The 12,022-nt window shown below is 59.3% G+C and carries 12 protein-coding genes and 2 pseudogenes; 2 read left to right on the top strand and 12 right to left on the bottom strand.

The features are described 5' to 3' along the window. Window positions 1-27: 27 nt before the first annotated feature. The 12 genes and pseudogenes from RI103_RS39095 to RI103_RS39040 form a co-directional block, all read right to left on the bottom strand. Complete coding sequence (locus RI103_RS39095) at window positions 28-1,311, bottom strand: CynX/NimT family MFS transporter (protein WP_409077102.1); 1,284 nt, start codon at window positions 1,309-1,311, stop codon at window positions 28-30. 77 nt (window positions 1,312-1,388) lie between these two features. Further along, on the bottom strand, window positions 1,389-2,102 hold the full coding sequence (locus RI103_RS39090; RefSeq protein WP_310819536.1) for a FadR/GntR family transcriptional regulator: 714 nt from the start codon (window positions 2,100-2,102) through the stop codon (window positions 1,389-1,391). A gap of 293 nt (window positions 2,103-2,395) precedes the next feature. Further along, window positions 2,396-2,749 (bottom strand): annotated as a pseudogene (locus RI103_RS39085) (alpha/beta fold hydrolase); the annotation flags it as partial. Window position 2,750: 1 nt separating this feature from the next. After that, window positions 2,751-3,089: pseudogene (locus tag RI103_RS39080) on the bottom strand (IS110 family transposase); the annotation flags it as partial. A gap of 442 nt (window positions 3,090-3,531) precedes the next feature. Beyond that, the gene (locus RI103_RS39075) at window positions 3,532-4,533 is read right to left on the bottom strand and encodes a D-2-hydroxyacid dehydrogenase (RefSeq protein WP_310819535.1); all 1,002 of its coding nucleotides are present in this window, start codon (window positions 4,531-4,533) and stop codon (window positions 3,532-3,534) included. 95 nt (window positions 4,534-4,628) lie between these two features. Then, a complete protein-coding gene (locus RI103_RS39070; protein WP_310819534.1) occupies window positions 4,629-5,918 on the bottom strand; it encodes an amidase in 1,290 nt (429 codons plus the stop codon). Between the two features lie 208 nt (window positions 5,919-6,126). Continuing rightward, window positions 6,127-6,768: an urea amidolyase associated protein UAAP2 gene (locus RI103_RS39065; protein ID WP_409077079.1), complete on the bottom strand. Its 642-nt coding sequence runs from the start codon at window positions 6,766-6,768 to the stop codon at window positions 6,127-6,129. Further along, window positions 6,765-7,601, bottom strand: a complete 837-nt coding sequence (locus RI103_RS39060) for an urea amidolyase associated protein UAAP1 (RefSeq protein WP_310819533.1) — start codon at window positions 7,599-7,601, stop codon at window positions 6,765-6,767. The genes RI103_RS39065 and RI103_RS39060 overlap by 4 nt, the downstream gene beginning before the upstream one ends. Before the next feature lie 63 nt (window positions 7,602-7,664). Beyond that, complete coding sequence (locus tag RI103_RS39055; RefSeq protein WP_310819532.1) at window positions 7,665-8,483, bottom strand: amino acid ABC transporter ATP-binding protein; 819 nt, start codon at window positions 8,481-8,483, stop codon at window positions 7,665-7,667. Continuing rightward, window positions 8,480-9,136, bottom strand: a complete 657-nt coding sequence (locus tag RI103_RS39050) for an amino acid ABC transporter permease (RefSeq protein WP_310819531.1) — start codon at window positions 9,134-9,136, stop codon at window positions 8,480-8,482. Before RI103_RS39050 ends, RI103_RS39055 begins: the two co-directional genes overlap by 4 nt. After that, window positions 9,133-9,780 (bottom strand): amino acid ABC transporter permease, encoded by a 648-nt coding sequence (locus tag RI103_RS39045; RefSeq protein WP_310819530.1) that lies wholly within the window; start codon window positions 9,778-9,780, stop codon window positions 9,133-9,135. The genes RI103_RS39050 and RI103_RS39045 overlap by 4 nt, the downstream gene beginning before the upstream one ends. Window positions 9,781-9,786: 6 nt before the next feature. Continuing rightward, the gene (locus RI103_RS39040) at window positions 9,787-10,635 is read right to left on the bottom strand and encodes a transporter substrate-binding domain-containing protein (protein WP_310819529.1); all 849 of its coding nucleotides are present in this window, start codon (window positions 10,633-10,635) and stop codon (window positions 9,787-9,789) included. 207 nt (window positions 10,636-10,842) lie between these two features. Here RI103_RS39040 and RI103_RS39035 point away from each other — a divergent pair, with 207 nt between their 5' ends. After that, the gene (locus RI103_RS39035; RefSeq protein ID WP_310819528.1) at window positions 10,843-11,760 is read left to right on the top strand and encodes a LysR family transcriptional regulator; all 918 of its coding nucleotides are present in this window, start codon (window positions 10,843-10,845) and stop codon (window positions 11,758-11,760) included. Between the two features lie 37 nt (window positions 11,761-11,797). Beyond that, entirely contained in the window at window positions 11,798-11,938 is a 141-nt protein-coding gene (locus tag RI103_RS39030) for a hypothetical protein (RefSeq protein WP_310819527.1), read from the top strand. Window positions 11,939-12,022 lie beyond the last annotated feature (84 nt).

Below are 12,022 nucleotides of genomic sequence, written 5' to 3'. Positions count from 1 at the left end.
AGGCGCGAGCGCATCGTTGTACCTGGGTCACACTTCAGTGACTATCCGCTCGATCGTGCGGATTTCGTACAACACACCCTTCACGTGGCGTGCGCGCCCAGCAAGGAAACCAAAAACGATAGCAGCGACACCAACCGCGGCGAACATCAATCCCACGCTCTCGAAATTTCCCGTCCATCCATGCAACACACCAACCAGCAGCGGGCCCGTGGCTCCGACGCCATAGCCAACTCCCTGCACCATCCCGGAAAGTTCGGCGGCAATGTGCGCGTTTTTCGAGCGCAGCACAATCAGCGTCAACGCTACCGAGGTGAGCGCGCCCTGACCGAGCCCTTGTACAACTGCCCAGAACCACAGCGTTGAAAGTGGAGCAAACAGACAGCCAAGGAAGCCACTGACAGCCAGCACGACCACGACGGCATTGAGTACACGCTGGTTTGGAAGCTTCGCTGCCGTAGCAGGCGCTACCAGGCACGCCAATGTCTGCAGGATCACCGAGACCGACACCACCAGACCTGCGTGGTCGGCCGGCACACCGCGATCACGCAGGATCGGAGCCAGCCATCCAAATACGGTGAATGACAGCATTGACTGAAGCACCATGAAGATCGTGACCTGCCATGCAAGTGGGCACTGCCACAGGCCACGCGACACGATCCGCCCTTGATGACTGACCACTTGCGGCGAGCGCAAATGAGGACGCCAGCAGAGTGCTGCGACGAGAGCCGGCAATGCCCAGAAGGCGAGCGCGGGTGCCCATGCACCGTGGAACCGCCGCTCGAGTGGCACGGTCAATCCGGCCGCCATGGCGGCACCCGCGCACAACGCCATCGTGTACAGTCCCGCCATCAGACCAGTACGTTCGGCAAAGTCCCGTTTGATCAGGCCGGGCAGGAGCACGTTAATGACCGCGATCGAGGCGCCAGCGAGGATCGTGCCCGCGAACAGCGCGACGATCGGACCGGTCACCCTCAACGCGGTACCAACCGCAAGCAGCAACATCAGCCAGAAAATGATCCGTTCGGCGCCAAACCGGCGTGCGAGCGCAGGACTGGCCGGCGCAAAGATGCCAAGGCACAGGACCGGCAAGGTCGTGAGCGCGCTCGCCATCGCGGGCGCAAGGCCATTCGCACGGGCCACTTCAGGCAGCAACGAACCGAGGCTCGAAAACAGCGGACGGAGATTGAGCGCGACCAGCACAAGGCTGGCTCCAAGCAATACCTTCCCGCGAACACTAGTGAGTGCTTCAGCCTTGGGCGGCGGCACGGAATCAACCTGCGCATCGATCAGCTGCTCGTCTGCAAGCGTCATGTCGACGGCAGGCTGCAATTCTCTTGAGCCGGCGTACTTCTGAGCGGCGAGCAAGGATGAATCGGAAATCTCCCGGCTCATGAGCGGGACACCTCCGGCAACGCGACAAGGATGAAATCCATGAAATCGCGGACTGCCTTTTCCGCTATATCGGGAGAGCGCGACTCGATGGCGTCGATCAACGAGCGATGCGCCTCGTAATCGGGTTCAGGAATGTCGACTTCAAGAGTCGATGCGATGGTTTCATTCACTGCCATCGAGAGGAATTCGTAAGTTTCAAGAAGTGCGGGATTGTGCGCCGCCTTTAAGATCGCCAGGTGGAACAGGTAGTCATCGGCAACAAATCGCACCTTGTCACTTTCGACGCCAAGCCAGTGACCGCGCTTCTCAAGCAACGAGCGCAATTGCTTGAGGTCGCGCGCTGTCGCCCGCACAGCCGCAAGGCGCATGGCCTCCACTTCAAGTGCGCGGCGTACCTCGAACTGACTCCGCAGGCCCATACGCCGTAGCCGCTTAACTTCAGCTGAACGCTCCATGGCTGATGCCACAAAGGTACCCGCCCCCTGACGCACGTCCAGCAATCCCTCGACGACAAGGCTGCGCACAGCCGCACGCACTGTTCCACGACTGACCTCGAGGAGGATTGCCAGCTCAGGTTCAATTGGCAGTTTGTCGCCTACTCTCCACCCACCGCTACGAATACGTTCACGCAGGATATCGGCGGCCGAATCGACGAGTGATACGCGTGCGGCAGGCTGCTCAAATCGCTGGCTGGAGACATGAACTTTCATTTATTGATTGTTTGATTGATTCATTCAATGAATTTAAATGAGATTCGAGTCAGTGTCAAGGCGAGCCATGAACGTTCGCTTCGGCCGGCGAACCGCCCAATGACGTCGTCCAGCGCTGGTACACGACACTGCTAGCGCTTCCGGGTCCGCCTGGCGTCGTTCGCCGCGCACGAGAAATCCATCTTCATACGACGGAAGACAACCATCCCGAAAACCCATACATAGATCCACAACCGCTCCTGCTCAGTCCGATCTCTGCCCAGGTTCAAACTTTAATCGGCGCGGTATGTGAATTAATTTGTCGCGCCCGGATCGGTCATTCCGCAAAGCAAAGCCGCATGAAACGCGTCCGGATCCTGCATCTGTGGCGCATGTCCTGCGCTCGGAAACTCGACGAGCTTGACGTGTGGAATCACAGCGGCGGCCTGATTTGCAAGTTGCGGATAATTGCCGAGAGAGGGACGAATCCCGGTCGGTGCAAACTCTTTACCGATCGCAGTCGTGTCCTTGTCTCCAATCATCAACAGCGTCGGCGGCTTGATTTGCGGCAGTTCGTAATAGACCGGTTGCGTCAGGATCATGTCGTACAGCAGCGCCGAGTTCCACGCCACCAGATCTCTTTGCGGTCCGCGATACATATGCGAGATCCTCCGTCTTGGCTGCAACCGTACGCATTCCAGGTTGCTGCACGGCAGTCCATATTGCTTTGGCGTCCGCTGCGTCGGTCTTGTTCGTTTGCACGAATGGCCGGATGAACTGGGCATGCAGGAGCACCACCTCGTGCCCGAGCGCCTGAATCTTGCGTGTCCACCAATGAGCGCTTCCGCAGGCCTCGAGCGCCACTCGACCAGCAGGGCGCTGTGCCAGAAACGTGATCAGGTCGTCACGTCCGAACCGGCGATTGGCAACCTCACTGGTTTGTGCATCCACCCAGTACATCTGGAACACCCGCTTTGCAACATCCAGTCCATAGGTCGTAACATTCATTTGGGGCCTCCGCTCCTCAAGTGGTTGTGTCGCAACTCCACTTTGGCACATTGATGCCGTTCGGTTCTGGGGGCCCTCAATGAGGCTCACATCCCCGGAGGGAGGGCGGTGTCCATTCCATCTGGACCCGGAGCCGCCATTGGAACCGACACTAGGTCAATGGCCGCTTCCAAGGCCCAACGGCCATCCGCGAGTTTGCGGTAGCGGGCACGTTGTCGGCCGAAGCGGCCCCCGCACGAGTGTGAAGAAGCCCATACGCGCATGGCCGCTTTTGCTCATTCCGAATGGTACTCTCGACCCCGACGCGGTCGACCGCAGTATCGAACCGACCATCTGCGTGGCACCGGCGAGGAGGCTAAGAACTCTGATTTCTCTGGGTAGACCATGCGGCACACCACATCCCGGATGACCTGCTGCCCAACCCTCGCAGCGGGGCAGCCTCTTAGTATTCGGTCATCCGATCTACGATGTTTTGAAGCGGCCGGCCGGTAAGGTGTTGCTGCAAATTGGCGAAAAGCAATCGCATCGTTTCCGTCATGTAAGTGGTTGGGTCGTCCGCGCCTACATGTGGATTGATAATCAGGTTCGGGCAGGCCCAAAGCTCCGACGACGAGGGCAACGGCTCTTGCGGCAACACGTCCAATATCGCGCCGCTTAGCCTGCCATTCCTTAGCAAGTCGACGAGCGCGCCGTGATCCAGAACGTCCGCTCGCCCAATATTCAACAATGCTGCCGATTGTTTCGTCGCTTCCAAAACTGACCGACTAACGAGGTTCCGCGTACCGGAAGTCAAGGGCGTAGCGATCACGATGAAGTCAGCTAATTCGACCGCCTCGTGTAGTTGACCCGGCAAATAGACTCGCTCGACACCAGGTACACTCATGCCCGAACGCCGTACGCCAAAGACTTTCATGCCGAGTGTGTGACCAGCCGCCACTGCTGCCTGTCCCATGTCACCAAGCCCAATGACCAGGAGCGATTTTCCTCGAATGAGCGGTGTGAAAACCTGCTCCCATTGCGCCCGCTGCTGGTGCCACACTATTTCCGGGAGGCGCGCGTTGAGTGCGAGCAACGACATGATCGTGAATTCGCGTGCCTTCTCTACGTGTACCCCGCTGTTGTTGACTAGCTGGACGTTCGCCGGCAGCCAGTTCAACGGCATGACGTCTTCCACGCCTGCATCGATCAGGTGAATGAATCGTAGATTGGGCGCAGCCGCGGCCAGATCACCGCGCGGAAACCGCGGAGCGCAAATGACGCCCGACGACGTAACGAGCACTGTCGCAGTCGATAAGCTGCCCGCAAAGTCTTCCAGATCGCTACCGACGGTGAACCGCACTTCGCCCGGCAACGCGGCATTGCTCGAGCGCGCGGCGTCGACGAGTTTAGGCGTAAGCCAGAACGGACGGGGCTTGGAGGTCGTATTTTCTAGGTGGACGTGCATCTATCGTGTTCCTTCTATTGAGCGGTCCGCACCATAAACCTTCCTGGTTGACGGCGCGCGGCCGCGAGAACAGGCAATCGCGAGACGAGCCGTGCTCATTGCGTCAGTCTGTCGTAAATCCACTGCGCGCTCGAAAGCAGGCGGTGGTCGTCGCCCCAGCGGCCGACTAGCTGCAGTCCCACTGGGAGCCCGTTGCTGCCACGCGTGAACGGCAAATGCACGCAGGGCAGTCCTAGCAAAGTCCAGCCGCGGCAAAACAGCGGATCGCCGGTTGCGTCGACGCCAACTGGCGCTTCACCTGCAGCACTGGGCGCGAGCAGCACGTCAAACCGGTCGAACAGGGTGTCAATGCGATGCCTTGCGCGTTCGGTACGCACGAGGTTCGCCGCGTGTGCGCCACCGGAAATCACGCTGCCGCTGTCCAGTTGAGCCTGCAATTGAAGGCTAAGCTGATCCCGGTGATGCAGCCGCTCAACGCTTAGTGCACGGAACATTTCGAATGCCATGACTTCCTTTTGCAACGCTACCAGATCGGGCACATCGTCCGGTAGCGCGACGTCTGCAAGCGCTGGCGCAACATGCGTTAGTGCGGCAGTCGCCGTGTCCCACGCACGTTGCGTGTCCGCTTCCGCATAGGCCCACTCAGGCGTCCGGCACAGGCCAATGCGTGGCGCGGCTGATTCGTCCGGACTGGTACTGAGCCGCGCGTCGCCGGTGAGCACAGCACCGAGCAGCGCCACGTCGCGCACGCAACGTCCAAATCCTCCCGGCGTATCGAGCGCCTCCGAGATGCTCTTGATGCCAGCACGGGGAACGCGCCCAGAACTCGGCTTATAGCCGACTACGCCGCAATACGCGGCCGGCCGGATGACCGAGCCGGCCGTCTGAGTACCCAGCGCCAGGGGAAGCATGCTGTCAGCGACCGCCGCTGCGGAGCCGCTCGACGATCCGCCTGGCGTGCGCGTCAAGTCATGTGGGTTACGGGTGGCCCCGGGATAAAAATAGGCGAATTCGGTCGTGACTGTCTTTCCCATCACCAAAGCGCCAGCCTCGCGGCACAGAGCGACGGAAGCTGCGTCTGCCCTTGGGCGGTGCGCGCCGTAGACCGGCGAGCCGTAGCTGGTAGGGAAATCGATGGTGTCGAACAGGTCCTTCACACCGATCGGCAGCCCGTGCAGCAGCCCACGCACGGGGCCCTTATCGAGGGCGTTTGCCTGCACTAGCGCGTGAGCGCGATCGAGATGCGCAAAGGCGTGTACTTCGTCGTCGCGTTCCGTGATCCGGTCAAGGCATGCATGCAGCAAATCGACCACGCGAAGTTCGCGTTTCGCTATCAGGCGTGCAGCTTGCCATGCGTGCAGTTCATTGAGTTTCGAAGAGTTCATGCCTCAAGTTCCCACACGCTTGGTTGCGATCGTCGGTAAGACATGGCGAAGAAATCCGCGGCTTGTCCCCGATTATTTTGTGATAAGGAGTACAGATCGATCATTTTTTAGCTTACGCTTTTGTCATTCGAGTGATAAACGAGTCCGGACCGGCCGCCGGCCTGATTGCCCGAACTCGTCCGCACGGCCGTGAGATTATGTCACCCGTCTATGCCGGCTGCGGAGCGGCGTCCCATATCATCACGCGTACAGGCGTCGGGTTGAAGTCATTGCTAGGGTTGTTGATCTGCGGACAATTGGAGAACACACAAAGCAGATCCATCTCTGCAACCAGATCAATGTAGCTTCCCGGTGGCGATATGCCGTCGAGCACGGCGAAATTGCCGGCGTCGTCGATCGGCACGTTCATGAAGAAGTTCACGTTGGGCGCGATGTCCCGCTTGCCCATCCCATACCGCCCGAGCTCCAGCACAAAGTTCTCCCTGCATGCGTGCTGATAGCGGGTTGCTTCGCCAAACCGGACCACGTTGCTCTCGCATGAACAACAACCTGCCAGCGTGTCATGCCGGCCCGAACTGTCTTCGGCCACCTGCGCCATCACGGCACCCTGGTTGGAAACGAGCCGTGTGCCGAGTCCTATGTAAGCCGATCCCTGTTCGCGCACCGTGTCCTGTGCGCTGTAGCGTTGCGCGGTGTCCGCGGCGCTGTAAAACAGGGCATCGACTGCTTGCTGTCCCTCAACGTCGATAAGGCGCAGTTTCTGTCCGCGACGCAACACGTGGGACCACGGCGAGCGGGCGGGTATGACCACGTCGAGCACGAGGTCTGTAAAAGCGGACGTTCCCATCATGACCTGCTCCCGCGGCGGATGTGCCGCTCAGTTTGTTCGAATGCACGCTCGACTTCGCTGCAGGCATGGCGACAGGAGTCGCCGGACCCTAGTTGAGGTGTGACAAACTGGATCACATCAACAGGCGCAGGCACTGCTTGCACAGCCGGATCAAGCGGATGGCCGGCGTTGGACAACACGACGAGGAGATCCATTTCCGCGCGAACGTCGACAAAATCTCTCGGTGCCCGCCGCTCGGGGTGCCAGACGAACCGGCCGTCGGCGGCAATCGCCACTGGTGCGAAAAAGTTGATGCAGGCCGGCACGTCGCGACGCGCCAAGCCAAGCTTAGCCGCGGCCAGGAAGAAGTTATCACGGGAGTTCCTCGCCGCCGAGTGCCCGAGTGCCTTCTCCATCGATTCTTTCGTGGTTGGCCCGACGAGCGGGTCGTGGGCGCCGGAGGTGTCTTCCACAATGGAGAACGCTACCCGTCCCATTTCCGTATAAATCACGCGACCCTTGCGCAGCCCGGTGCTCCACTGGACTTTCATCGTGTCCGCGGTATTCAGGCGTTCAGAGGGATCCGTTTCGCACCACGCCACCATCGAAACAGCAGAGGTGCCCGCCGTGTTCACAATGCGCAGCGCTTCGCCACGCGCCAGACGTGTGGTCCAGTACCAGCCGCCCGGCACGTGTTCGCGGTGCAGGACGGCATCGTCATGCACTGGTTGATCGCGCACGGTAAGCGGCGGTAGCGCTTGCGTCGACGCGCCTTGCCCTTCGGCACGAAGTGCCTCGTAGCGGGCTCGATGCGCTTCGCGCTCGGCGATTGGGGTATTCGAATGGATAGTCATGCCAGCAGTTCTGTATATGTCATCGCTCGGAATCCTAGCGTAGTGGTTTAGCAGTGCTCGTGGTCAACTGGATGCCAACGAACGGTCGGATGCAGCGGAATAGCGCTGCAGAAATTGGCGTGCGCGCTCCGTGGCCGGAGCGGAGAAGAAAACGTCAGGCGCCGCGCTTTCGACAATCCCGCCTCGATCCATAAAGGCAATGCGGCTTGCGGCATCCCTTGCAAAAGCCATTTCGTGGGTAACGACGACCATGGTCATACCCTCGCTTGCGAGATCCCGCATGACGGCAAGCACTTCACCAACAAGTTCGGGATCGAGCGCACTGGTCGGTTCATCGAAGAGCAGCAGTTCCGGTTTCATGGCCAACGCTCTTGCGATTCCAATCCGTTGCTTTTGACCGCCCGAAAGACGCGCTGGAAACGCGTCTCTCTTCTCATACATTCCAACGCGGCGCAAGAGTGCTTCTGCTTCCTCGTGCACCACGTCTTTAGGGCGGCGCTGCACGTGCACCGGCGCCTCCATCACATTTTGCAAAACGGTTAGGTGAGGCCACAGCGCGAAATGCTGAAACACCATGCCGATGCGCATGCGCATCCTCGCGAGATCGCGGTCGCTCATGACGACGCCGGCATTTGAGACGCCGACCTGTTCCCCCTTCAGCAGAATGCGCCCCTGGTCCGGACGCTCAAGCCAGTTAGCGCAGCGCAGCAGCGTCGATTTTCCTGAACCGGATGGTCCTAAGAGGCAGACCGTCTCTCCCGCGGCAACGCTAAAGCTGACGTTGTCGAGCACCTGCAAGGATCCAAAGCTCTTCGAGAGTCCAATAATGTTCAGAACCGCCTGGGAATCGTCCATTTTCGTGGGGTAGTGCATCATATTCATCGGCGCGCCTCCGCCATTCGGCCCAAGACTGATACAAAGGCTTCGACTACCAGGCAGAGCGCCCAATACAGCAACATGGCCGTGATAAAGGCCGCAAATGGGACGAAATACTGCGACTGAATGGCGCTCGCCGCATTGGTGAGTTCCGGTAGCGCAATGATCGTCAGAAATGCGCTGTCCTTGACGATTTGAATGATCTGATTGCCAACTACCGGCGCCGCGTTCATAGCGAGCGGCGGCATCACGATGCGGTGAAAGAGGCGCAGGCCGCTATATCCGAACGCATGGCCCGCTTCGATTGGGTCGCGCGGCAGAGAGAGCCAGGCCGACCCTATAATTTCGGCCATGTAGGAGGAGTGGTAGACAATCAATGCCAGCACCCCTGCGCCCCAGTTGTCGAAACGCAGTCCGAGCGAAGGCAGGCCGTAGTAGACAATGTAGGCAAATAGAAGGAACGGGGTGCAGCGTGCGACGTCTATCAAGAAGCGGACAATATGGCCAGCGACGCGCGCGCGGCGAACGAGGACCGTTGAAACCAGCGCACCGATCAAGAGCGCACTCAGTGCCGCCGACACCGACAAAATGACGGTGTTCACAAGGCCTGACAAAAGCATATCGCGGTGTAACCAGACAATGCCGAAATCGTGGATCACGCTGATGCCTCCAGGCGAGCCCGCCTGCGCTCAATCCAGCGCTGAACGCTGACGAGCGCGAAGATGATCGGTATGTAAATCGCCAGTGCGACGTAGAACGGCGGCAAGGGCTGATAGGTGTCCGCGCCGATGCGAACCGCAGCCCGTGTGATATCGACCACACCCACAATGGCAAGCACCGGCGTGACCTTGATCAATTGCGACATCTCGTTGACCAGCGCGGGGAGGCTTGTCCGTGCGATCTGCGGGAGCACAATGCGGCGAAGACACATGCTCCGCCGCATTCCCACTGCCCGCGCAGCCTCCAGTTGTTCCCGCGGAAAGGCAAGGAGTGCCGAGCGCCAGATCTCGCAGTAGAAAGCTGAGGTATTCATCGTGAGCGCAAGCACTCCGGCGGCAATCGGACCGATTTCAATGCCCATATTGGGCAATCCGTAGAACAGCAGCAGCAGGAGGGTGACTAACGGTGACGCCCGCAGCAGACTCACGTAAACGGCGACAAAGCGGGCAACGGCCGGTACGCGGCCCCAGCGCAGCAAGGCCATACCGAGTCCAATAGGCAGGCCCAGGGCAATGCCAGCAACCGACAGCAGGAGCGTGGTAAACGCCCCGCTAAAAATCGACAGTACGTCGGAGTAACTCATTCGCGCTCAGTATTCAGGGGTGAACGTCACCGGTAGGTTGAATGATTGACCGAACCATTTCTTCTGCAGGGTCGCCACCGTGCCGTTTGCCTTTTCCTTGGCGATGAACTGGTTGACGTACGCGAGCAGGTCGGCATTGCCCTTTTGCACAGACCACGCCGCCATCGACTGAGCGGCTACAGGTTGTCCCAGCGCGAAGACGCCGGGTTTCTGATTGACGAGCGTCGTGAGGTTGATGATCGTATTCACGACGTAATCAGTGCGGCCCAATGCCAGGTCCTGGTATGCCTCCGGATACGAGGTGTACTGCACGATCTTGCCCATCTTGCCGCCGCTCTTCTCGATCTGTGCCTGCAGTTGAGACAGGTGAGCGAGTTGCGCGCTGCCGGCCTGAACGCCGACTGTTTTGCCGCTCAGGTCCATGATCGACTTGATCGAGTCGTCGTTCTTTCGCTTGACGTAGTAGTCGGTCGCGTCCGCAATCGGGCTCGCGAAGTCGAGCGATTGCATCCGGTCCTTCGTCATTGTTGCCCCGGTGATCGCGATGTCGTATTTACCCGTCGCGACGCCGGCGAGGATGCCGGTGAAGGGCAAAATTTCATGACGGATCTCGAAGGGCGCGTACTTCCGCATCGCATCGACCATTTCATTGTCGAAGCCCGTGGGCTTGCCGTCCTTGACGAATTCAAAGGGCCGGTAGTCGTCTTCGGTGGCCACGACAATGTAGCCGCGCTTTTTGATTTCCTCGAGGGACGCCGCGTGCGCAGTGCCGATGGTTGCCCATGCAACCAGGGGAAGCAACATGGCGGCGAGAGCGCGGCGTCGGGCAGCTAAGGCCTTTGAAAGCTTGGTCATCTTCAGATCCTGAAAGGTTGGCAAAAGTCGAGGCGACGGTTTAGCGCACGAATAGACAGCTAGTTGAAATCACCTGAAGCAAAGACGGCACGCAGGCAGCACATCGGTGCGCACTGAAATCCCGCTCGCCTATAAGAAAAGTATTGAGAATCAAAATTGGAGGGTCCAATATATTGCACACGCATATTTGATACGCGGGACATATCAGTGACCGACATACGACAGCTACGCCAGTTCGTCGCCGTTGCGGAGGAATTGCATTTTCGACGTGCAGCCGAGCGGCTCCACATGACTCAACCTCCTCTTACGCAGGCTATGCACAGCCTTGAGGCGTCTCTCGAGGTGGCGTTGTTTGACCGCACCCGGAAAAGCGTGACGTTGACGCCAGGCGGCGAAGCACTACTTGCCTATGCACGGCAACTGATTCGCGCTTCAGACGAATTGCCAAGGATCGTCAAGGCGGCTGCGGAAGGACAGACCGGCCGTCTGCGCGTTGCCTTCGCGTCAACGGTGGCCTATGGCAGGATGCCCGGCTGGGTCAGTGGTTTCCGGCACGCGAACCCGGACGTTCTGCTGGAGCTTCGCGAGGCAACGCTCGATGTGCAGCTTGAGGCGCTTGGTGCAGACCAGGTGGATGCCGGCTTTGTCCTGCACGCTATGGGCGCTGCGCCAGTCGGACTTTCGGCGCTAACTTTGCTGGTCGAGCCGTTTCTCGTTGCGCTTCCAGTCAATCACCGGCTTGCGAACCGCCAGCCGGTGTCGTTCGCAGACATTGCGTCAGACCCGATTGTTCTCTTTCCCCGCCAAATCATGCCGTCGCTCTTCGATGCACTGCTGTCGTACTACCACTTGAAGGGGATCACCCCTCATATCGCGCAGGAGGCTATCGAGATGCAGACTATCGTGAGCCTCGTCGCAGCGGGGATGGGCATTGCATGGGTGCCCCAGGTCTTCGCGCGTTTCGCCCGCCCCGGCGTGGCGTACCGGCAGGTAAAAGATATGCCGGTTTCGATCGAAACGAGTCTGATCTGGAATAGCTGCGAGAGTCCAATCGTCGACCGATTTGTAAACCATATTAAAAGTTCTCCTAATTTCTGGCCACCTGTCTTCGATCCGATCGTATAGTTGAACGATGATTCCCGGATTGCCTGAAGGATCGGGGATGTCGACGAACGTACACCACCGCTACTTATTCCAAAGCGCGTTTGATCCGGCGTCGCTTGCGAAAGCCAACGGTGGTATCGACGGCACATTTGAAAGGCGCATAGCCGAGTTCACCTCCGCTTTGGGAACGACCTGGTGAAACCAGTGGCTCGGTATTTGCCGTATGGAACGTTTCGGCAATCGGGCGCCGGCTTATATGAACGCGGCGTGAATGCACATTGCG

The organism is Paraburkholderia sp. FT54, assembly GCF_031585635.1.
Classification (GTDB): Bacteria; Pseudomonadota; Gammaproteobacteria; order Burkholderiales; family Burkholderiaceae; genus Paraburkholderia.
The sequence above is the reverse complement of the archived record's forward strand: the minus strand, read 5'-3'. Positions and strand labels throughout refer to the sequence as shown.